The sequence below is a fragment of the Sinorhizobium mexicanum genome (assembly GCF_013488225.1).
Lineage (GTDB): Bacteria > Pseudomonadota > Alphaproteobacteria > Rhizobiales > Rhizobiaceae > Sinorhizobium > Sinorhizobium mexicanum.
Map to the genome: position 1 here is coordinate 210,460 of NZ_CP041238.1, position 22,027 is coordinate 232,486.

21 protein-coding genes are annotated in these 22,027 nt (G+C 61.6%); 15 read left to right on the top strand and 6 right to left on the bottom strand.

What is annotated here, in order from left to right; all coding sequences use genetic code 11:
- The first annotated feature begins 71 nt into the window (after positions 1 to 71).
- The 10 genes from FKV68_RS00935 (at position 72) to FKV68_RS00980 (ending at position 9,271) form a co-directional block, all read left to right on the top strand.
- Positions 72 to 260, top strand: a complete 189-nt coding sequence (locus FKV68_RS00935; RefSeq protein WP_180939696.1) for a Flp family type IVb pilin — start codon at positions 72 to 74, stop codon at positions 258 to 260.
- Between the two features lie 61 nt (positions 261 to 321).
- Positions 322 to 510: a Flp family type IVb pilin gene (locus FKV68_RS00940; RefSeq protein WP_180939697.1), complete on the top strand. Its 189-nt coding sequence runs from the start codon at positions 322 to 324 to the stop codon at positions 508 to 510.
- Positions 511 to 637: 127 nt separating this feature from the next.
- Entirely contained in the window at positions 638 to 1,150 is a 513-nt protein-coding gene (locus FKV68_RS00945; protein WP_180939698.1) for an A24 family peptidase, read from the top strand.
- Between the two features lie 134 nt (positions 1,151 to 1,284).
- Entirely contained in the window at positions 1,285 to 2,097 is an 813-nt protein-coding gene (gene cpaB, locus FKV68_RS00950) for a Flp pilus assembly protein CpaB (protein ID WP_180939699.1), read from the top strand.
- A gap of 79 nt (positions 2,098 to 2,176) precedes the next feature.
- On the top strand, positions 2,177 to 3,652 hold the full coding sequence (locus tag FKV68_RS00955) for a type II and III secretion system protein family protein (protein ID WP_180941371.1): 1,476 nt from the start codon (positions 2,177 to 2,179) through the stop codon (positions 3,650 to 3,652).
- Positions 3,653 to 3,708: 56 nt separating this feature from the next.
- On the top strand, positions 3,709 to 4,407 hold the full coding sequence (locus FKV68_RS00960; protein WP_245181977.1) for a CpaD family pilus assembly protein: 699 nt from the start codon (positions 3,709 to 3,711) through the stop codon (positions 4,405 to 4,407).
- Between the two features lie 19 nt (positions 4,408 to 4,426).
- On the top strand, positions 4,427 to 5,713 hold the full coding sequence (locus FKV68_RS00965) for a CpaE/TadZ family protein (protein WP_180939701.1): 1,287 nt from the start codon (positions 4,427 to 4,429) through the stop codon (positions 5,711 to 5,713).
- A 25-nt stretch (positions 5,714 to 5,738) separates the two neighbouring features.
- Positions 5,739 to 7,205 carry a TadA family conjugal transfer-associated ATPase gene (locus FKV68_RS00970; RefSeq protein WP_180939702.1) on the top strand — a complete coding sequence of 489 codons (1,467 nt, stop codon included), beginning with the start codon at positions 5,739 to 5,741 and terminating at the stop codon, positions 7,203 to 7,205.
- Between the two features lie 62 nt (positions 7,206 to 7,267).
- Positions 7,268 to 8,278: a type II secretion system F family protein gene (locus FKV68_RS00975; protein ID WP_180939703.1), complete on the top strand. Its 1,011-nt coding sequence runs from the start codon at positions 7,268 to 7,270 to the stop codon at positions 8,276 to 8,278.
- 69 nt (positions 8,279 to 8,347) lie between these two features.
- Positions 8,348 to 9,271: a type II secretion system F family protein gene (locus tag FKV68_RS00980; RefSeq protein WP_245181981.1), complete on the top strand. Its 924-nt coding sequence runs from the start codon at positions 8,348 to 8,350 to the stop codon at positions 9,269 to 9,271.
- A 261-nt stretch (positions 9,272 to 9,532) separates the two neighbouring features.
- Here the strand turns inward: FKV68_RS00980 and FKV68_RS00985 are convergent, their stop codons facing one another.
- Entirely contained in the window at positions 9,533 to 10,354 is an 822-nt protein-coding gene (locus tag FKV68_RS00985) for a tetratricopeptide repeat protein (RefSeq protein WP_180939705.1), read from the bottom strand.
- A gap of 131 nt (positions 10,355 to 10,485) precedes the next feature.
- Here FKV68_RS00985 and FKV68_RS00990 point away from each other — a divergent pair, with 131 nt between their 5' ends.
- From FKV68_RS00990 to FKV68_RS01000, 3 genes are all read left to right on the top strand, one after another.
- Positions 10,486 to 11,877, top strand: coding sequence for a leucyl aminopeptidase family protein (locus FKV68_RS00990; protein ID WP_180939706.1), 1,392 nt, complete (start codon positions 10,486 to 10,488; stop codon positions 11,875 to 11,877).
- 86 nt (positions 11,878 to 11,963) lie between these two features.
- The gene (locus FKV68_RS00995) at positions 11,964 to 12,314 is read left to right on the top strand and encodes a MarR family transcriptional regulator (RefSeq protein WP_180939707.1); all 351 of its coding nucleotides are present in this window, start codon (positions 11,964 to 11,966) and stop codon (positions 12,312 to 12,314) included.
- Positions 12,315 to 12,322: 8 nt separating this feature from the next.
- A complete protein-coding gene (locus FKV68_RS01000; RefSeq protein WP_180939708.1) occupies positions 12,323 to 13,177 on the top strand; it encodes a C40 family peptidase in 855 nt (284 codons plus the stop codon).
- A gap of 99 nt (positions 13,178 to 13,276) precedes the next feature.
- On the opposite strand, the gene FKV68_RS01005 is transcribed toward FKV68_RS01000, so the two are convergent.
- The 5 genes from FKV68_RS01005 to FKV68_RS01025 form a co-directional block, all read right to left on the bottom strand.
- Entirely contained in the window at positions 13,277 to 14,236 is a 960-nt protein-coding gene (locus FKV68_RS01005; protein ID WP_180939709.1) for a 2-hydroxyacid dehydrogenase, read from the bottom strand.
- Between the two features lie 10 nt (positions 14,237 to 14,246).
- On the bottom strand, positions 14,247 to 15,875 hold the full coding sequence (locus FKV68_RS01010) for an ABC transporter ATP-binding protein (RefSeq protein WP_180939710.1): 1,629 nt from the start codon (positions 15,873 to 15,875) through the stop codon (positions 14,247 to 14,249).
- Between the two features lie 8 nt (positions 15,876 to 15,883).
- Positions 15,884 to 17,017, bottom strand: a complete 1,134-nt coding sequence (locus tag FKV68_RS01015; protein ID WP_180939711.1) for an ABC transporter permease — start codon at positions 17,015 to 17,017, stop codon at positions 15,884 to 15,886.
- Positions 17,017 to 18,099 carry a microcin C ABC transporter permease YejB gene (locus tag FKV68_RS01020; protein WP_180939712.1) on the bottom strand — a complete coding sequence of 361 codons (1,083 nt, stop codon included), beginning with the start codon at positions 18,097 to 18,099 and terminating at the stop codon, positions 17,017 to 17,019. The genes FKV68_RS01015 and FKV68_RS01020 overlap by 1 nt, the downstream gene beginning before the upstream one ends.
- A gap of 177 nt (positions 18,100 to 18,276) precedes the next feature.
- A complete protein-coding gene (locus tag FKV68_RS01025) occupies positions 18,277 to 20,127 on the bottom strand; it encodes an extracellular solute-binding protein (RefSeq protein WP_180939713.1) in 1,851 nt (616 codons plus the stop codon).
- A gap of 302 nt (positions 20,128 to 20,429) precedes the next feature.
- Between FKV68_RS01025 and mepA the strand changes: the two genes are divergently transcribed.
- Together mepA and FKV68_RS01035 are read left to right on the top strand one after the other, a co-directional pair.
- Positions 20,430 to 21,515 (top strand): penicillin-insensitive murein endopeptidase, encoded by a 1,086-nt coding sequence (gene mepA, locus FKV68_RS01030; protein ID WP_180939714.1) that lies wholly within the window; start codon positions 20,430 to 20,432, stop codon positions 21,513 to 21,515.
- A 127-nt stretch (positions 21,516 to 21,642) separates the two neighbouring features.
- Positions 21,643 to 22,023: a methylglyoxal synthase gene (locus FKV68_RS01035; protein ID WP_180939715.1), complete on the top strand. Its 381-nt coding sequence runs from the start codon at positions 21,643 to 21,645 to the stop codon at positions 22,021 to 22,023.
- The last annotated feature ends 4 nt before the right edge of the window (positions 22,024 to 22,027 follow it).

Here is a 22,027-nt window from a genome sequence, read left to right on the forward strand (position 1 = left end):
CTTTCATCCGATCAACGGCAAACAGTTGGCGGAAGTGCTGAACAACAAACACGTGAAGTAGGAGAATCACCATGAAGACCATTTTCGCTCGCCTGATGAAGGACGAGTCGGGCGCGACGGCCATTGAATACGGCTTGATCGCAGCTCTGATCTCGGTCGCGCTGATCGCTGGTGCGACCTCGCTCGGTACCTCGCTCAACACGACATTCACGGGACTTGGTACCAAGCTCACGACCGCAGTCAACAAGACCGCACCGTAACCTGGAAATTGTCGCAACAGTTCGAGGACGTGTTGAACAACACGTGAACTAGGGGATTACCATGAGGACGATTTTCGCACGCCTGCTGAAGGACGAATCCGGTGCAACGGCCATTGAATACGGCCTGATCGCAGCCCTGATCTCAGTCGCGCTGATCGCTGGTGCCACCACGCTCGGTACTTCGCTCAACACGACATTCGGCGGCCTCGGCACCAAGCTGACAGACGCCAACAACAAGACAGCACCGTAAGGTGCTGAGGTCATTGTTGCCAACATCGACAAGGAGCCGTCCCGCTTAGGGGCGGCTTTAATCTTTTGGTCGACTTTTTATTGCTCAAGACAAAGCGTGTTCAACACTTGGTAGGGGATGCGAAACCGTGGCTGAGGCAGTAATTTTTGTGGTCTTTCCGCTTTGTCTCGCTTTTGCAGCGTTTTCGGATCTTTTTACCATGACGATTCCGAACCGGGTGTCCGGGATCCTATTGGGCGCCTTCACTATTGTCGCGCCGTTTGCGGGACTTGACCTTGTGCAGTTCGGCCTGCACGTCATCGCAGCTGCAACGGTGTTCCTCGTCTGCTTCTGCCTTTTCGCGACAAATGTGATGGGCGGAGGTGACGCCAAGCTGTTAACGGCGAGCGCGATCTGGTTCGGCCTCAACGTCTCGCTCGTCGAGTTCCTGATATACGTGTCCGTTTTTGGTGGCATGTTGACGCTCGCCATTCTGTTCCTGCGTAAGCAAGAGAGTACGATCCTCGCCAGCGGCATCCCGGTGCCCCCCCTGCTTATGACCGCCAAGAAGATCCCGTACGGCGTAGCCATCGCGCTTGGCGGCTTTGCAGCCTATCCCTCGTCGCCGTTGATGCAGGCCGCGTTCGCGCAGCTCTCATAAACCTCGTCTGCCGCCCGCGAGGTCGATTGGCGGAACCATTCCTTAACCACGTACGTATCCGACTCGTTAACCCTAATTACACCAATTCCTGATCAATCTGGCCAAGGGGCATTTCTTGGGGCTTGGGGACGATCATGAAACCGGTGCGCATCATCATTCTGGCGGTGGCCGTGATTTCGGCTGCTGCGGCGGGACTGCTCGCGATGAAGCTGACGCGTGGTCCCGCGCAGCAAACTGCCGAACCGGTCATCGAGCAAGCGCCGACGGTCAACGTGCTGGTCGCCAGCAAGAGCCTGCCAGTCGGTTCACGGCTCGGCGCCGACGCGATTCATTGGATGGCCTGGCCGAAAGATGGCATCGTCGACGGACTGATTACCGAGGAAAATCGGCCGGGTGCTGTCGACGACCTATCGGGCGCCGTTGTGCGCCTGCCGATCTTTGCCGGTGAGCCGGTCCGCCAGGAAAAAATCGCCGATTCTTCAAGCCGCATCATGTCCTCGCTGTTGCCCGCCGGAAAGCGGGCCGTTGCAACGGAAATCACCGTCGCCACGGGAGCGGGCGGCTTCATCCTCCCGAACGACCGGGTCGACGTCATCATGGTGCGCAAGTCCGAGAACGACGGCATCTACCTGACCGAGACGGTGCTGAGCAACGTCCGGGTGCTGGCGATCGATCAGCAGGTCGAAGAGAAGGACGACGGGTCGAAATCAGTCGTCGGTACGACCGCGACGCTAGAACTGACGCCGGATCAATCCAAGGTCATGACGGTTGCGCAGCAGATGGCCGAGCGCATTTCGCTGGCGCTTCGTAGCGTTGCCGATGCGCAGGAGGCCGATACGAATGCTGCCGACTACCTTTTGAGCGGTGACGGCCAGCCGAGCATTCAAGTCATTAAGTCGGGCTCCATCGTCAAGAACGATGCTGCCGCCGTCCAGAACCAGAAATGATGATCGAACGGGGCGCAAGGTGAAGCGGAACGGAAACATATTTCGGGCGTCGGTCGCAGCGGGCCTGTCGTTCTGCCTAATGTTCTCGGGCATGGGGCTGCCGGTGGTACCCGCGGCTGAGGCGGCCGCGTCGTCGGTCGTCAGAATCGCGGACAGCGGCCCGGGCATCAGGAAAACGATCAATCTCGGCCTCAACAAGGCCGTCGTGGTCGATCTCCCGACGGATGCCCACGATATCCTGGTGGCCGATCCGTCGCTCGCCGACGCGGTCACCCGCACTTCCCGGCGCATCTATTTGTTCGGCAAGGCCGTCGGCCAGACGAATATTTTCGTCTTCGGTCCGAACGGCGAGGAAATCGTCAGTCTCGAAATCGCTGTTGAGCGCGATGTCGCCGGCCTCGAAGCGAACTTGCGGCGCTTCATTCCGGATGCGGATATCAACGTCGAAATCGTTTCGGACAACGTCGTTCTGACCGGTACCGTCCGCACGCCACTCGACTCCACTAAAGCCGTCGACCTAGCACAGGCCTTTCTGAAAGGCGGCGAGGCGACGACCCGCAACATCACCGCGCAAGGCAACAACGGCGACGCGGATATCTTCGCCGAAGACCGGCAGACCTCGCAGATCGTCAACTTGCTGACGATCGAAGGCGACGACCAAGTGACATTGAAGGTGACGGTTGCCGAGGTGAGCAGGCAGGTGTTGAAGCAGCTTGGCTTCAACGGCAGCGTTGGGGACGGCGAGAGCGGCATTGGTTTCCGCAATCCGGCCAATCTCGGTGACGCGATCAGTGTGGGCGCGAATGCTCTCATCAAGGGATCGATTGGTCCGACGACTATTGCGAGCTACATCAACGCGATGGAACAGGCTGGCGTCATGCGCACGCTTGCCGAACCGAGTTTGACCGCAATATCCGGCCAGGAAGCCAAGTTCTATGTTGGCGGGGAATTCCGGCTCGCGGGCGTGCAGGAAGTCGGGAAGGACGAGCAAACGGGGGATCCGACCGTCACACGCGAAGTGAATGATGTTGAATACGGAATCCGGTTGAACTTCAAACCTGTCGTTCTTGGCCCTGGCCGCATAAGTCTGGAGATCGAAACAGATGTGTCCGAGCCGACTTATGAGGGCTCGGTCGTCACAGGCAACAGCGCAAACGCCATACCCGGCCAGACCTTCCTCGGCATCCGCCGGCGCGAGGCCTCGACCAGCGTGGAACTGCCCTCGGGCGGCTCGATCGTGATCGCCGGTCTGGTACAGGACAATATTCGTCAGGCGATGTCGGGCCTGCCGGGCGCAGCGAAGATTCCGATCCTCGGTACCCTGTTCCGCAGCAAGGATTTCCAGCGCAACGAGACGGAGCTCGTCATCATCGCGACGCCCTACCTGGTGCGGCCGGTCGCCCGCAGCGCTATCTCGCGTCCCGACGACAACTTCAATCCGGCCAACGATCTCGACAGCTTCTTCCTCGGCCGCGTCAACCGGATTTATGGACGCCCGGAGGCGCCGGCGCCGGTCGGTCGCTATCACGGCAATGTCGGCTTCATCTACAAATAGGTCGGCTCATGAACAAGCGAAGCACAACGCAGAACAGTCCTGAAAGGCAGACCCGGATGTTCCTCGATCGAAGCCGTCTTCCCGCCCGCTCGACGGGTCGCATGCTCGCGTTCGCCGTCATTGCCGGTCTGCTTGCAAGCTGCGGCACCAAGGACAATCTGGCGACCGGCGCGATTCCCGACGACTATCGCACACGGCACCCGATCGTCATTGCCGAGGCCGAGCGAACGATCGACATTCCCGTCGCGTCCGGCGACACGCGACTTTCCCAGGGCACGCGCGACGTTATCCGCGGGTTTGCAGCGGAATACCGCAACGCGTCGACCGGCGTCATCCAGATCATGCTGCCGCGTGGATCGGTCAACAGCCATGCCGCCCAGACCGTACGAAGAGATATCCGTCGTCAGTTGGCGGCGGTCGGCGTGCCAGGAAAGAGGGTGATCGAAACCGGCTACGAAGCGGGTGCAACGGGCGACGCGGCGCCCATTCGCCTGAGTTATGTTGCGATTGCCGCGCAAACTGCGCCCTGCGGCGAGTGGCCGGAGGATCTGACGCTCAATACCCTCCAAAACCGCAATTACTACAACTTCGGTTGCGCCACCCAGTCCAATCTCGCCGCCCAGATCGCCAATCCGACGGATCTCATTGGCCCGCGCCAGATGTCGCCGATCGATGCCGAGCAGCGTGGCGAAGTGATCAAGAGTTGGCGCGGCACGGACACCGGCGACGGCGGTACGACAATCATCTTCAATTGATGAGGCCTGAGGAAAAGCGATGAGCGCCATTGAATACAACATCGACAGCGGCGGAGCAGCGGACTTTTCCGTCGACGCAGCGCGCCCGGGCGACCTCGACCAGTTGAGACCGCTGCCGCGCATTTCGATCCATGCATTCTGCGAGAGTGACGCCGTGCAGCGACTTATGGAGCGCTGCGGTCAGGATCGTCGCATGGCGAAGGTCAGTCTTCGGATCACCGGCGGCAGCATCGCCGCCGCCGCCAATATGTTCGCCAGCGTATCGACCCCAAACCTGATCATCCTGGAAACCGGCACGGAACCGCACTCGTTGCTCGCCGAACTCGTGCCCTTGGCGGAAGTCTGCGACCCGAGCACCAAGGTGATCATCATTGGCCGCCACAACGACATAGCGCTCTACCGCGATCTGATCCGGCACGGCATTTCCGAATACATGGTTGCCCCGGTGTCGATGGCGGATGTCCTGATGGCTGTTTCGGCGATCTTTGTCGACCCCGAGGCCGAGCCCTTGGGTCGCAGCCTTGCTTTCATCGGCGCGAAGGGCGGCTGCGGCTCGTCAATCATCGCGCACAATTGCGCCTGGGGCATTTCCAACCTGTTTTCGACGGAGACCATCCTCGCCGATCTCGACCTGCCTTACGGAACGGCGAATATCGATTTCGACCAGGACCCGCCGCAGGGCATTTCGGAAGCCGTCTTTGCGCCCGACAGGCTCGACGAGGTCTTCCTCGACCGTCTACTGACGAAATGTTCCGAGCATTTGTCGTTGCTTGCCGCACCTTCGATGCTCGATCGCGCTTACGACTTCGAGGCGGGCGCCTTCCATCCGATCCTCGAAATCCTGCAGCGCAGCGCGCCCGTCTCCGTCCTTGATGTGCCGCATATCTGGTCCGATTGGACACGCTCGGTTCTCGCCGAGGCCGACGAAGTGGTCGTCACGGCCGTTCCGGATCTCGCCAGCCTCAGAAACACCAAGAACCTCTTCGACGCGCTGAAGAAAATTCGTCCGAACGACAAGGCGCCGCATCTCGTCTTGAACCAGGTGGGCATGCCGAAGCGGCCGGAAATCGCACCGAACGAATTCTGCGAGTCGCTCGAGCTGGAGGCGGCCGCCATCATCCCCTTCGATGCGGTCCTCTTCGGCAACGCCTCCAACAGCGGACGCATGATCGCGGAAATCGACAAGAAGTCCCCCGTTGCAGAGACCTTCTCGCAGGTGGCGCATCTCCTGACTGGGCGCGCGACGATCAAGAAGGCGCGCAAGGGGGGACTCGGCAAGGTGCTTGCCCGGCTCCGCGGGCGGTAGGCAATGAAGCAACCGGATTGAAGTGATGTTTGGCAAACGCGGAAATGAAGGTTTTGGCAAGGCCGGCGCGACGACCTCTGTGGTCCCGCCGCCAATGCCGGCCGCGCAGCCGATTGCGGCGGAGCGACCGGTGGCAGCCGTTCTCGCCGAGCCCGTTGTCGCCCCGCCCCGCCCGCAACCAGCGGCCCCGCCGGCGCGCCGGCGCGCGGCCAGGAACGAGGACTACTACGACACCAAATCGCAGGTCTTTTCTGCGCTGATCGACACGATCGACCTCTCGCAGCTGTCAAAGCTCGACACCGAGAGCGCGCGCGAAGAAATTCGCGATATCGTCAACGATATCATCACCATCAAGAATTTCGCGATGTCGATCGCCGAGCAGGAGGAACTCCTCGACGACATCTGCAACGACGTGCTCGGATACGGCCCGCTCGAGCCGCTGCTTGCGCGCGACGATATCGCCGACATCATGGTCAATGGCGCCGGCCAGACCTTCATCGAAGTCGGCGGCAAGGTGCAGGAATCGGAAGTGCGCTTTCGCGACAACGCGCAATTGCTGTCGATCTGCCAGCGTATCGTCAGCCAAGTGGGCCGGCGCGTCGACGAATCGAGCCCGATCTGCGACGCGCGCCTGCCCGATGGATCGCGCGTCAACGTCATCGCCCCGCCCCTGGCGATCGATGGCACGGCGCTCACGATCCGCAAGTTCAAGAAAGACAAGCTGACGCTGGAACAATTGGTGCGCTTCGGATCGATCACGCCGGAGGGCGCCGTTCTCCTGCAGATCATTGGCCGTGTCCGCTGCAATATCGTCATTTCCGGCGGCACCGGCTCGGGCAAGACGACGCTGCTCAATTGTCTCACGCGCTATATCGATACCGACGAAAGGGTCATCACCTGCGAGGATTCGGCCGAACTGCAGCTGCAGCAGCCGCATGTCGTGCGCCTCGAAACCCGTCCGCCGAACATTGAGGGCGAGGGCGAGATCACCATGCGCGACCTGATCAAGAACTGCCTGCGCATGCGCCCCGAACGCATCATCGTCGGCGAAGTGCGCGGCCCGGAAGTCTTCGACTTGCTTCAGGCGATGAACACCGGTCACGACGGATCGATGGGCACGATTCATGCCAACACGCCGCGGGAATGCCTGAGCCGCATGGAATCGATGATTGCCATGGGCGGCTATACGCTGCCCGCCAAGACGGTTCGCGAAATCATCGCGGGCTCGATCGACGTCATCATCCAGGCTTCGCGCTTGCGCGACGGATCCCGCCGGATCACCCACATCACCGAAGTGGTCGGCATGGAAGGCGATGTGGTCATCACGCAGGACCTGATGCGCTACGAAATCGACGGCGAGGACGCCAATGGCCGGATTATCGGCCGCCACGTTTCGACCGGCATCGGCCGGCCGCATTTCTGGGACCGCGCACGTTATTTCAACGAGGACAAGCGGCTCGCCGCGACGCTCGACGCAATGGAAAAGAAGTAGCACGGGAGAGCGAAGAGCGACTTCGCGACTACGTGCGCTGACATAAGGAAACAGGTTCGACGATGTTCGGCATAGACATCACCGTTCTGGCATTGGCTGGCCTCGTCGCGGTTGCGGCGGCGGCGCTCGCCTACGGTGTGCTCTTCTCGCGCATCGAGAGCGAGAAGAAGGCCGAGGGCCGCTTCCGCCGCGTCAGTGCCGCCGAGACGGATCGGACCAAGATCAAGGCGGCGCGCGATCGCGTCAACGAGATGTCGAAACGGCGTAAATCCGTCCAGGATTCGCTGAAGGAGCTCGAAAAGAAGCAGCAGGAGAAGTCGGCAAAGACCGCTCCGTCGATGAAGATGCGGTTGGCGCAGGCCAACCTCTCGATGTCGGTGATGCAATTTTATTTGTTCAGTGCCATCTTTGGCCTGTTTGCTCTTCTGTTGACATTCGTTGCCAGCGGTAAGCTCTTGATTGGCGCCGGCGTCGCGCTGATCGCCGCTGCCGGCTTGCCGCGCTGGATCGTCGGCTTCATGATCAAGCGGCGCTGCAAAAAGTTCCTGGAAGAATTCCCGAACGCACTCGATGTCATGGTTCGCTCGATCAAGTCCGGTCTGCCGCTGAACGACGCGCTCCGGCTGATCGCCAGCGATGGGCAGGATCCGGTCAAGACGGAATTCCGTCGCGTCGTAGAGTCCCAGCAGGTCGGCCTCACCGTGCCGGAAGCCTGTGCCCGCATGATCCAGAGTGTTCCCCTGCCAGAAGTGAACTTCTTCGCGATCGTGATCGGCATTCAGGCGCAGGCAGGCGGCAACCTCTCGGAAGCGCTCGGCAATCTCTCGAAAGTCCTGCGCGAGCGCAAGAAGATGAAGGCGAAGGTCAACGCCCTGTCCATGGAGGCCAAGGCATCCGCCTGCATCATCGGCGCGCTGCCCGTCATCGTTGCGACGCTCGTTTATCTGACCTCCCCCGATTACATGATGATCCTCTTCACCGACCCGCGCGGCCACCTCATCATGGGGGCCTCCGCCGTCTGGATGAGCATCGGCATCTGGATGATGCGCAACATGATCAATTTCGACATTTGAGGTGCTGCGGTGGATGCTTGGGTAAAAACGCTGACCGATCCGAACATCGTCATTGCCGTCTTGGTCTCGATGGCGGTGCTGGCGACGTTCTATTCGCTTGTGGTTCCCTTCTTCGAGCAAGGCGACCTGACGAAGCGGATGAAATCGGTGGCGACCGAACGCGAGCAGATCCGCGCCCGCGAACGCGCGCGTATGAACGCCGAGGCCGCCAGCAGCAAAGGGAGCCTTCGGGCACAGAACAACACGTCCGTGCGGCAGGTCGTCGAACGGCTGAACCTGAAGCAGGCGCTGGTGGATGACAACACGGTCAACCGCCTGAAGACCGCTGGCTATCGTTCGCAGAACGCGCTCAATACCTTTCTCTTTGCCCGCTTCTGCCTGCCGTTCCTGTTCCTGATCGTTGCGGTCGTCTACATCTTCGTCCTGGAGAATTTTGCCGACAAACCGCTTATGCTCAGGCTGCTCTTCGCCGTGGGCTTTGCCTATCTCGGTTTCTATGCGCCGAATATCTTCATCGCCAATGCTGTCACCAAGCGCCAGCATTCGATCCGCCGTGCCTGGCCCGACGCGCTGGACCTTTTGCTGATCTGTGTCGAATCAGGCGTCTCCATGGAGCTCGCCATGCGTCGCGTTGCCGACGAGATCGCGGCGCAATCGCCGCCGCTCGCCGAGGAACTGGTGCTGACGACGGCCGAGCTTTCGTTCCTGCCGGATCGGCGCGTCGCACTCGAAAATCTGGGCTTACGCACCGGCATCGAGGATGTGAAGTCGGTGACCCAGGCGCTGATCCAGGCCGACCGTTACGGCACCCCCGTGGCGCAGGCCCTGCGGGTGCTGGCGCAGGAAAGCCGTGACCAGCGCATGAATGCGGCGGAAAAAAAGGCGGCGGCATTGCCGCCGAAGCTCACCGTCCCGATGATCCTTTTCTTCCTGCCGGTTCTCGTCGCCGTCATTTTGGGCCCGGCGGGGATACAGGTGGCGGATAAGTTTTAGAGCGCCGGTTTCGTGTGAGGCGCTTCATCTCGTACAAAGATCGGCGCAGCGCCTGAACTGCCATCCGAATCCGTTATTCGCGCAGCCTCTCAGAGGAGTCATCCTCGGGCTTGACCCGAGGATCCAAATACAAGCCGTTCTGCATGGTGTAGGTCCACGCTGGTGCATGTCTTCGAGCTATGGGAAGGCTTGCGCATGCATCCTCGGGTCAAGCCCGAGGATGACGGCGGAGGGGTGGCCGCGAGGCGTGAAAAACCCGTGCTAATTCGTATTTCCGTCATCGGCCTTCGCGAGCTGCTTCCAGGCGCCTTGCTGTGACAGCATGGACCTGAGATAGGCGACGTTCGCTTCGGCCTGTTCTGCGGTCAATTCCTGCCGGGCGATCGTTTCGGCTTCCTGGAAACGCCCCTGCAGGCCGACGGCGAGGGCGAGGTTCTGCCGCACGCTGCTGTCGGCGCCGGGCTGATCGGCGGCCGATTTGAGATAGGTTTCGGCGGTCCTGAGATCCTTCGTCAGCAGATAGGACATGCCGAGGTTGGAGAGCACGGAGGGCTCGTTCGGGCGAAGGTCCAGGGCCTCGCGGTATCTGAGACGCGCTTCCGACGACCGGCCAAGCTGATCGAGAACGGCGCCCTCCGCGGATTTCAGCTTCCAATCCGGACGGTCCGGCGTTTGTGCCCGGCTGATCGTCGCCAACGCCTGTTCGAGCTGGCCGGCTGCCGCCTGCGCCTTGCCATAGGCGCCCAGCACTTCGCGATCCGAAGGATGGTTGATCGCCACCTGCTGCATGACGGCAAGTGCCTGTTCGTTGCGGCCGGTCATGCGCAAGAGGTTAGCGTAGTTGAGACCCGCCTCGCGATCCTTTGGGTTGCGCTCATAGGCCTGTCCTATGCTTTCCGCCGCCTGCGACAACTCGGTTGCGTTCATCGATTGTACGGGTTTCGAGAGCGTCGGGATCGAGCCGGTGGTGAGTTCCTTCTTCTGTTGTCCGGCGCAGCCGGCGAGCGACAGAGCGATAAGCGCGACGGCCGTACCCTGAAGGAAACGAGGGAGTAAGGACGAACAAGTGGCTTCAGCGGTCATGAGTGGTGCCCCCAGCATGCGTTCGCACCGGAACTCCCAACATCAGCGGCGCAACTTTCACTCCAGCAATAATCTGTTAACCCTAACGGAGCGTTAATCGCGCAATCTGTTTCTGTCAGTCGAGGACTTCCATGGCTCCCTATCAGTTCATCGAACGGCCATCGCCGTTCAACACCAGCACCGGCAAGACGCTGCCGATCTTCGCGGTGACGCCGGCGCATATCGAAACGGGGAGCATCGATCCGATCGCGCTCGACTGGGCGAAGAAGGCGGGGTTCAAGGCGGAGTCCGGTGCCGTTCTTCTCATTCCGTCATCCGACGGCCATCTCGGCGGCGCGCTGTTCGGCCTCGGTGCCAATCCGTCGGAAGCGCCGTTCCTGACCGGGAAACTCGCCCGCGCACTGCCTGCCGGCAAGTGGCACATCGAAACGGCCCCGTTGAGCGCCAACCGGCTGGCGCTCGGCTACGGCCTCGGTTCCTATCGTTTCGAGCGCTACAAGTCCTCCAAGGTAGAGGCGCCGACACTGCTCATACCCGCCGACGCGGATGCGACCGACATCAAGAGGCAGCTTGCCGGGGTGTTTCTGGCGCGCGACCTCATCAACACACCGACCAATGACATGGGGCCGGAGGCATTGGAAGCGGCCTTCCGGGCGCTTGCCGGCCATTATAAGGCCGATGTCTCGGTAATATCGGGAGAGGCGCTGCTGGCGCAGAATTTCCCGCTGGTCCACACGGTCGGCCGGGCCAGCGCCGAGGCGCCGCGGCTTCTGGAGATGCGTTGGGGCAAGAAGGGTCACAGACGGGTGACGCTGGTCGGCAAGGGCGTCTGCTTCGACACCGGCGGCCTGGACATCAAGCCGGCCTCTTCGATGCTGCTCATGAAGAAAGACATGGGCGGGGCCGCCAACGTCATGGGTCTCGCGCTGATGATCATGGATGCCAAGCTGAAGATCGATCTGCGGGTCATCGTTCCGGTGGTCGAGAACTCGATTTCGTCGAACGCCTTCCGTCCGGGTGACATCTACCGCAGCCGCAAAGGCCTGACGGTGCAGATCGACAATACCGACGCCGAGGGCCGGCTGATTCTCGCCGACGCGCTCGCCCATGCCGACGAGGAGCAGGCCGACCTCATCATCGACATGGCGACGTTGACGGGCGCTGCGCGCGTGGCGCTAGGCCCCGATCTGCCGCCGTTCTTCACCGACGACGGCGCGCTTGCCCATGAACTTGCCGAGGCGAGCCTCAGCGTCGACGATCCGATGTGGCGGATGCCGCTCCATATGGGCTACGACAAGGATGTTTCCGCGCGGATTGCCGATCTCACCAACGCACCCGCGGGCGGCATGGCCGGCGCGATCACGGCGGCGCTTTTCCTCAAACGCTTCGTCACCAATGCAAAGAGCTGGGTGCATTTCGACATTTTCGGCTGGGCACAGGCCGAACGCCCGCATTCCCCCGTCGGTGGCGAAGCACAGGCGATCCGGGCGCTCTATCACCACATTGGAAAGCTCGCGAAATAGAGCGTACGGGGCGGATCCCACAAAAGAAACGCTTGCGTAACGATCGCCTGTTATCCGTACAGGCATACGTTACGCAGGAGTTTTCATTGCCGGTCGAGCTTACGCCTTCCCAAGCTTTGGGCCTTTGGCATTCGGTGACGCTTGAACAGGTCCGGGTGGATAGCCGCGACCTGACCCTGCGCCAGATGGCGATCCTCTTGCAGATTTACCTCGTTCCGCCACCCCACACGGTCAGAGGCCTTGCCGCGACGCTGGGTGTGACGAAGCCGGTCATCACCCGCGCACTCGACACCATGGGTGCCCTTGGCCTCGTCGACAGAGCGCGCGACGAGAGGGATCGGCGCAACGTCGTCATCAAACGCACCGTCGAAGGTGCACTTTATCTTGAAAAATTCGGCGATCTGATCATCAATCAGGGTCGAAAACTGTCCTTGTGAGTCTGCCCATGTCGCAATTGCCTGACCGCCGCCTCAATGCCTATCGCGATGATCTCGCCGAGGAACGCCTGCGCGGCGTTGTCCAAGCGCAGCGCTATGTCGAAGGCACGCCTGCGACCGTTTCCGTTCCCGTGGCCCCGCTGCGGGCAAGGCCCGATCTCGAATGCGGGACCGACACCGAATTGCTTTACGGGGAGGCCGCGCGTGTGCTGGACATTGCGGGCGGGTGGGCATGGGTGAAGGCCGATCTCGACGGCTATGTCGGCTATGTGCCCGAGGCAGCGCTGCGTTCTTCGAATGCTTCGGCAACCCACGTCGTCGCGGTGCCGCGGACATTCATCTATCGCGGTGCCGATCTGCGCTTCCCCCAGGTCTTTGCCCTTTCCATGGGGAGCCGCGTGCACGTTGTCGGCGAAAGTGAAGCCCGAGGTACGCGGTACTTCCTGTTGGACGGCGGGTTGGCTGTCATCGCCAATCATTGTGTTCCCGCCGGTGAGGCACTCGCCGGCGACTATGTCAGCGTTGCTACGCGTTTTCTCGAAACCCCCTATCTCTGGGGCGGCCGGTCCGGCTTCGGCATCGACTGCTCCGGCCTCGTGCAGCTTGCGATGCAGATGGTGGGGAGCGATGCGCCACGCGACTCCGACATGCAGGCGAGTGGGCTTGGCCGTGCTATCAGCCGCGAGGAGCTCGTCCGCGGCGACCTCGTCTTCTGGAAGGGCCACGTCGCGATCATGGAAGACGCGAGGACGCTGGTTCACGCGAATGGCCACACGATGACCGTCGCTCGCGAGGGACTGGAAGACGCGATCCGCCGCATCGGCTGGCTCTACGATCAGCCGACCGGTTATCGCCGGCCGTGAAACGCGCCGGCAACGGTGTCTTTTGGACCGTCGTCCCCGTTCCGTCATCCTCGGGCTTGACCAGAGGATGACGGCGAAAGGAGGAAGGCGATCTATAAATCAGTAGCCGGCTAATCTATCGACGACATGCTCAAGCGGCAAGCCGCTCTCGAAGCGGGCGATCTGCTGCTCGACATGGGCGAAGAGCGCCTTGACGTCCGAGGAAGCGGCGACATGCGGCGTCACGTAGACGTTGGGCATGGTCCAGAAGCGGCTGTCCGGGGAGAGGGGCTCCTCCTCGAAGACGTCGAGTGAAGCCGCACCCAGGACGCCGGAGTCGAGGCTTTTCAGGATGTCGGCTTCCACCTGGCTGCCGCCGCGTCCGGCATTGATGAACACGGGCGCGCCGAACGGCCCTTTGCGGCTGAGCTTTACGAACAGGTTGGCGTTGAAGATGCCCTTGGTTTCCGCCGTTAGCGGCAGCAGGCCGACGAGAAAGTCAGTCCGGGCCAGAAAGGCGTCGAGATCGGCGGCGCCATAGGTGTCCATGCCCTCGATCGTCCGCTTGGTGCGCGACCAGCCGATCACTTTGAAGCCCATGACTGCGAGCTTGCGGGCGGTATCCTGGCCGAGCACGCCCATGCCCATGATCCCGACGGTAATGTCGGCGGCCTCCGGCTGGATGAGGTCTCGCCATTCCCGCCTTTGAGCCAAGGCCTCGTAGGCGCTGTGCTGGCGCAGATGAAGGAGGCACTGCATGATCACCCATTCGCTCATGCGTGTCGTCAGCGTCCGATCGACGAAGCGCACCAGCGGCACGTCCGGCAGGCCCGGCAGCGTCAGCACATGGTCGACGCCGGCACCGCCAGAGAAGACCACCTTGAGGTCGGGCGCGCGCGAGAAGAGGTCCGGCGCCGATTTCCAGACTACCGCGTAGTCTATGCCGGAGAGATCTCGATCCCTTTGCGCCGGATCCGCGCGATTGATCACCTCGCGATCGGGAAACGCGCCATTGAGGGCGGCCTCAACCTCCTCGGGAATGAATTTCAGGTCGACGATGACAGGACTCTTGGCGAGCATTCTCAGAACTCTATTGACGGATAGCGGAGAGATTGACGGCCTCGAGATTGAACGCGGCAGCCATCAAGGCCTTGGTGTAGTCTTCGCCCGGCGCCTCGAAGATGCGCTCGGCCGGCCCCTGTTCGACCACCTTGCCGAGCCGCATGACGATCATCTCGTTGGCGAGTGCGCGCACCACCTTGAGATCATGGCTGATGAACAGATAGGCGAGATTGTGCTTGCGCTGGAGATCGCGGAGCAGGTCGACGACTTGCGCCTGCACGCTCATGTCGAGCGCCGAGGTCGGCTCGTCGAGCATGACGAATTGCGGCTTCAGCACCATGGCGCGGGCAATTGCGATGCGCTGTCGCTGTCCACCGGAGAATTCGTGCGGATAGCGCCAGCGGGTTGCCGGATCGAGCCCGACCTCCTGGAGAGCGGAGGCGACGCGCGCGTCACGTTCTTCGCCGGAGAGGGCGCTTTCGTGGATCTTCAGTCCTTCGCCGATGATGTCTGCAATCGACATGCGCGGACTGAGCGAGCCATAAGGATCCTGGAAGACCACCTGCATCCGGTTTCTGAGCGGCCGCATTTCGCGGAAGCTGTAGGCGTGGATGTCCTTGCCGACAAAAGCGATGCGCCCCTTGGACGAGATCAGGCGCGTCAGTGCCAGACCCAGCGTCGTCTTGCCCGAGCCAGACTCGCCGACGACGCCGAGCGTCTGGCCGGCACGAAGCGTCAGGTCGACGCCGTCCACCGCTTTGACGTGATCGACGACGCGGCGCATGAAGCCCGCTTTGATCGGAAACCAAACCTTCACGTCCCTGGCCTCGATGACGATCGGCTTCGTGGCGTCGGAAGGTGGCGGCTCGCCCTTGGGTTCGGCAGCGAGCAGATGCCGGGTATAGGCATGCTGCGGGTTGGCGAAGATATCGGCCGTCGGGCCGGTTTCGACGATCTTGCCCTTGGTCATGACGCAGACCCGGTCGGCGATCTTGCGGACGATGCCGAGGTCATGGGTGATGAAGAGCATGGACATCCCGTGCTCGTCCTTGAGCGACTTCAGCAGCTCGAGGATCTGCGCCTGCACGGTGACGTCAAGCGCCGTCGTCGGCTCGTCGGCGATGAGGAGCTCCGGTCGGTTGGCGAGCGCCATCGCGATCATGACGCGCTGGCGCTGCCCGCCGGAAAGCTGGTGCGGATAGGCGCCGAGCCGTTTTTCCGCTTCGCGGATGCCGACCTGGTTGAGGAGCTCCAGCGTTCGCGCTCGCGCGGCCGCCCCCTTCAGGTCCTGATGTAGCTCCAGGATTTCGCCGATCTGCTGCTCGATCGTGTGCAGCGGATTGAGCGAGGTCATCGGCTCCTGGAAGATCATCGTGATGTCGTTGCCGCGCACGTGGCGCAGTTCTTCGTCACTGGCCTTCAAGAGGTCCTTGCCGTTGAAGATGACTTCGCCGCTCGGATGGCTTGCCGACGGGTAGGGCAGGAGCTTCAGGATCGAGTTCGCCGAGACCGACTTGCCGGAGCCGGATTCGCCGACAAGCGCGACGGTCTCGCCGCGCTTGATGTCGAAGGAGATGTGGTCGACGGCAACGGAGGTTTCGCCGCCCTGGTGGAAGGCGACGGAAAGATCGCGCACGGAGAGGAGGGTGTCTGTCATCGTCGCGCTCACCGGAAGGTCTTTCGCGGATCGAAGGCGTCGCGCGTCGCTTCGCCGACGAAGATCAGCAGGGACAGCATGACCGACATGGCAAAGAAGGCGGTGAGCCCCAGCCACGGCGCCTGCAGGTTGGATTTGCCCTGGGCGATCATCTCGCCGAGCGAGGGCGAGCCCGGCGGCATGCCGAAGCCGAGGAAGTCGAGCGAGGTGAGCGTAGTGATCGAGCCCGAGAGGATGAAGGGCAGGAAAGTGAGGGTGGCGACCATCGCATTCGGCAGAAGGTGCCGGTACATGATCGTGCCGTTGCCGACGCCGAGCGCGCGCGCCGCATTCACATACTCGAAATTGCGGGCGCGCAGGAATTCGGCGCGAACCACGGCGACAAAGCCGACCCAGGAGAAGAGCAGCATGATACCGAGCAGGATGAAGAATCCGGGCGGCAGGATGGCCGCGATGATGAGCAGGATGTAGAGCACCGGCATCGACGACCAGATCTCGATGAAACGCTGGAGGAGCAGGTCGGTCCAGCCACCGAAATAGCCCTGCACCGCCCCGGCAGAGACGCCGATCACGGCGGAGGCGATCGTCAGCGCGAGGCCGAAGAGAACGGAGATGCGGAAGCCGTAGATCATCCGCGCCATCACGTCGCGCGCCTGGTCGTCGGTTCCAAGCCAGTTGAGGTTGCCGAGCGTGCAGCCCGGATCGGCGACACCCTGCGGGTAACCGGAGCAGCGCTCTTCCGTGCTCATCAGCCAGAAAGGCGGGGTCGGCGCCGAATGGGGAATGTTCGAATTGACCGTCTGGTAGGAGTAGCGGATCGGCGGCCAGATCGTCCAGCCATTGGCCTCTATCTCGTCACGGATGAAATCGGAGCGGTAGTCCGTCTCGGCAAGGAAGCCGCCGAATTTCTCCTCGGGATAGTTGACGAGCACCGGGAAAAGAATCTCGCCCTTGTAAGAGGCCACGAGCGGCCTGTCGTTGGCGATGAACTCTGCGAACAGGCTGAGGCCGAAGAGGACGAGGAAGATCCAGAGTGACCAATAGCCGCGGCGGTTCGCCTTGAAGTTCTGCCAGCGCCGCCGCCCGATCGGCGTCAGCCAACCCTTTTCCGGCGCGCCGGCATATGCCGTGACGGTGCTCATCAGACGTCCCTCCGCTCGAAGTCGATGCGCGGGTCGACCCAGGTATAGATGAGATCGGAGATGAGGCTGACGAAAAGACCCATCAGCGAGAAGATGTAGAGGGTCGCGAAGACGATCGGATAGTCGCGCTTGACGACCGCGTCATAGCCGAGGCGACCAAGGCCGTCGAGCGAGAAGATGTATTCGATCAGGAGCGAGCCGGTGAAGAAGGCGGAAATGAAGGCGCCCGGGAAGCCGGCGATGATGATCAGCATCGCATTGCGGAAGACATGGCCGTAGAGCACCTTCCGCTCGCTGAGCCCCTTGGCACGCGCCGTCGTCACATATTGCTTCTTGATCTCGTCGATGAAGGAATTCTTGGTGAGCAGCGTCGTCGTCGCGAAGGCCGAGAGCAGGAGCGTGATCAGCGGCAGCGTCATGTGCCAGAAGTAGTCGAGGATCTTCTGCCACCAGGGCAGTTCATAGAAATTGTCCGAGACGAGACCGCGCAGAGGGAACCAGTCGAAGAAGGATCCGCCCGCGAAAATCACGATCAACAGGATGGCAAAGAGAAAGCTCGGTACCGCATAACCGACGACAACCACGCCGGAGGTCCAGACGTCGAAGGTCGAGCCGTCGGAGATCGCCTTCCTGATGCCGAGCGGAATCGAGATCGCGTATGAGAAGATGAGGATCCAGACGCCGAGCGAAATGGAGACCGGCATCTTCTCAACGATGAGGTCGACGACGGACGTGTTGCGGAAGAAGCTCTCGCCGAAGTCGAAGCGGGCATAATTCCACATCATCGTGAGAAAGCGCTCGGCAGGCGGCTTGTCGAAGCCGAACTGCTTCTCGAGCTTGGCGATGAATTCGGGATCGAGGCCCTGGGCGCCGCGATAACGACCGCCTTCATCGCCGCCTCCCTGCAGGAGGTCGCCGCCCGTGCCGGAAAGCCGGTCGGAAGCGCCGGCATTCGTCAGGTCTGAAATCACCTGCTCCACCGGGCCGCCCGGCGCGAATTGTACGACGGCGAAGGAGATGGCCATGATCCCGATGATCGTCGGGATCATTAGGAGCAGCCGGCGCAGGATGTAGGCACCCATCAGGCGAACCTCGGCAGAGTGGCACTGCGGATCGTAGCGACCCGCAGGGCTGTGGCTTGCCGTCTATGTCGTCTCAATGGCTCACTCCCTGCCGCGTCGAACCCCGCCGGTTCAGTCCCGTATTTCAGTGATTCGTTTCTTGCATTTGGAATCGACGGGCGTCTCGAACGCAAGTGATCATTTTCCGGCAGCACTTTTGAACCACCACACGTCCGGAAAGCCGATCGAATATTTCGGCAGTTCCGCGGGTCGCCCGAACTTGTCCCAATAGGCGACGTTCGCTGCCAGCTTGTAGTAAAGCGGAATGACGTAATTGTGGGCGAGCAGGACACGGTCGAGCGCCTTTGTGGCCGCCACGAGTGTGTCCCTGTCCTTCGCGAAGATTACTTGATCGATCAGCGCGTCGACGCCAGGGTCGGCGATGCCTGCATAGTTCCTTGACCCCTCGCGGGTGGCGGCCTTCGAACCCCAATAGTCCGCCTGCTCGTTTCCGGGACTGAGGGTCTCGCCCCAGACCTGCCAGGTCATGTCGTAGTCGAACCTACGCTCCCGATTGGTGTACTGCGACGGATCGACGATGCGCACGCTCGCTTCGATGCCGATCCGTTTGAGATTCTGCGCATAGGGAAGTGCGACGCGCTCGAGCGCTGGGCTGTTTACCAAAATCTCGAAGGCGAAGGGCTTGCCAGTCGCCTTGTTCACCATGCGGTTGCCTTTGAGTTCGAAGCCGGCTTCCTTAAGGAGCGCGAGTGCCTTGCGCAGATTGTCGCGCGCCTTTTCCGGGGTGCCACCGACCGGATTGGTATAAGCGGTCGTGAACACTTCCGGCGGCACCAGATCCTTGATCTCGTTGAGGATCTTCAGCTCCTCACCCTGCGGTAAGCCCGAGGAGGCGAGCTCGGTGCCGAAGAAGAAGCTGTTTACGCGCTGGTACTGATTGAAAAAGATTGTCCGGTTCAGTTCCTCGAAGTCGAGCGCATAGTTCAGTGCCTGGCGGACCCTTTCATCGTCGAAGGGCTTGCGGCGCATGTTCGGAACCATCGCCTGCATTACGCCGGTCGCCCGGAAGGGGTTCGGAATTTCCTCGCGCTTCACCCTTCCTTCCTTCACTGCCGGAAAATCGAACCCCGTCGCCCAGCGCATGGCCTGGTTTTCCTGCCAGTAATCGACGTTGCCAGACCGGAAGGCCTCGAACTCGACATCGCGATCGCCGAAGAAGGAATAGGTGATCGAATTGAAGTTGTTCTGGCCGACATTGACATTGAGCGAAGCCCCCCAATAGTCAGGGCGTCGTTCGTAGCGGATCGCGCCGCCCGGCGAAAAGGATGCGATGCGGTAGGGGCCGGAGCCCACAGGGGGTTCGAGCGTTGTCCGGGTGATGTCACGCGGCTTCCCGTCCGCTCCCGTGCCCTCCCACCAGTGCTTCGGTACGATCAAGATCTGGCCGAGAATGTGCGGCAGCTCGTGATTGTTCTTCTCGTCGAAGTGAAACGTAACGTCCCGGTCCCCGGTCTTCTCCGCCTTCACCACATGCCGGTAGTAGCTCTGATAGAGCGGGTTCAACTCCTTGGCTTTCTCGAAGCCGAAGACGACGTCCTCGGGCGTCACCGGTTTCCCGTCTGCCCATTTTGCTTCCGCGCGCAGGCGGAAGGTAGCCGAGGAGATGTCATCGGGGAAGGAAACGCCTTCCGCGATGAGGCCGTAAGCAGTCGAAATCTCGTCGTCGGACGGCTTCAGAAGCGTGTCGAAGACGAGCGCCAGGCCGACGGCAACTTCTCCCTTGACGAGCAGGGGATTGAAGGAGTCGAAAGTCCCCGTCTGCGAAAGCCTGAGATCGCCACCCTTGGGAGCGTCGGGGTTCACATAGTTGAACTGCTTGAAGCCGGGAGGATACTTGAGCTCACCGACAAGCGACAGGCCGTGGCGCCATGTGTCCTCCTGCGCGTTTGCCGGGAGCGGCAGAAGGACGGACATTGCCAGAAATGCGGCTGCGAGTTTCGTTCTTACAATACCGCCAAAATCCAGCATCCAGTCGCTTCTCCTTGTGTTGGCGATGATCCTTCGGACCAGAATAGGCGAAATCAGGGCAATTGACAGGACTTGCCCAAAATCAGGCGAAATTTTTGAGTCACATCCGGGTGATCCGCTACTGCATGATTCCTTAAATCGGGATCGACTTAAGGACAAAATCATGCAGCAATTCAGGGTGCTACAGCGACCTTTGCGCGTCGGACGCGCGGCGCTGTAGGCTCGGGCAAGTGCGGTGATTCGGGATAGGGGCGAGCGCAGATGGCGTGGGACACCGGTGCTACGCCGATCGGGGGATTGGAATGGGACTTGAAATAGCGGCTGCCTTTCGACGCTGCGGTTCGGCAATGTTGGGTTTGATCGTGGGGGCGAGCCTTCTGGCCACCGAGGCCGCCTCGGCCGACGGAACGCCTGCGAAGGAACTCTTTGGCGCCAAGGCGTTGCCGGCGGCGATGGCGCCTTCCTCCTTCGGCTTTTATGCGAAGGGTTGTCTGGCAGGCGGGGTCGCGATCCCGACGGACGGGCCGACCTGGCAGGCAATGCGCCTGTCGCGCAATCGACGCTGGGGCCACCCGCAAATGATCGCACTGATCGAGCGGTTCTCGCACGACGCAGCCGAGAAAATCGGCTGGCCGGGTCTCTTGCTTGGTGACATATCGCAGCCACGCGGCGGCCCGATGACGTCTGGTCACGCATCACATCAGATCGGCCTCGACGCCGACATCTGGCTGACGCCGATGCCGCAAAGGACGCTGAGCTATCAGGAGCGCGAATCGATTTCCGCGACCTCGATGCTGCAGAAGAACAAGTTCCTGACGGTCGATCCGTCCATATGGACCCCCACGCACGCGCGGCTGATCATGATGGCGGCCAGCTATCCCCACGTCGAGCGCGTCTTCGTCAACCCGGCGATCAAGAAGAAGCTCTGCGACACGTGGAAGGGGGATCGTTCGGCGCTCGGCAAGGTCCGGCCGATCTATGGTCATGACTATCATTTCCACATTCGCATCAAGTGCCCCGAGGGTTCCGTCGGCTGCAAGGGCCAGGCGCGCGTGCCGGCGGGTGACGGCTGCGACAAGTCGCTCGCCTGGTGGTTCACCGACGAGCCGTGGGCGAAGCCGAAGAAGAAGCCGGAAAAGCCCGTGAAGCCGACATTTGCAAAGCTTTCGGATCTGCCGAAGGCTTGCGCCCTGGTGCTCGACGGCCCGCCTCCGGCCTCCGAGCAAGAGGTGACTTACGGCACGGCCTACCGGTCCGCAACCACCGCTTCCGCTCCCGCAACCGCGGTTCCCGCCGCCGCGACGAGCATCGAAGCCGTCATCGGTGCTGCGACCGCGGCGCCTTTGGAAAACGTTCCGGTCCCCCTGCCGCGTCCGGCGCTGCAATAGACGACCGAACGGACGCGCCTCACGAGGGGCCGGCACGATGGTCCGCCGGTCCCGCTGCCTTTCCAATCACGCGATGCTCATGTATAGGGCTTTCAAATCGATTTAAAATTGACGCTGGAGAGGCTATATGGCCGATCGGAAATGTCTTGCGCTGATTGCCCACGATCAAAAGAAGGATGATCTCGCCGCCTTCGCAAAGGAAAACGAGGCGGTGTTGTCCAAATGGAAGATCGTCGCCACCGGCACGACCGGCGGCCGGGTTCTCGAGGCCTGTCCCGGACTCGATATCACGCGCCTGAAGAGCGGACCGCTTGGCGGCGACCAGCAGATCGGCGCGATGATCGCCACCGGCGACGTGGATTTCCTCATCTTTTTTGTCGATCCGCTGACGGCCATGCCGCATGATGTCGACGTCAAGGCGTTGATGCGCCTGGCGATCGTCTACGACATCCCGATGGCGCTGAACCGCGCAACGGCGGAAGAGTTGATCGCCTTCCGGCGCAACTGATACA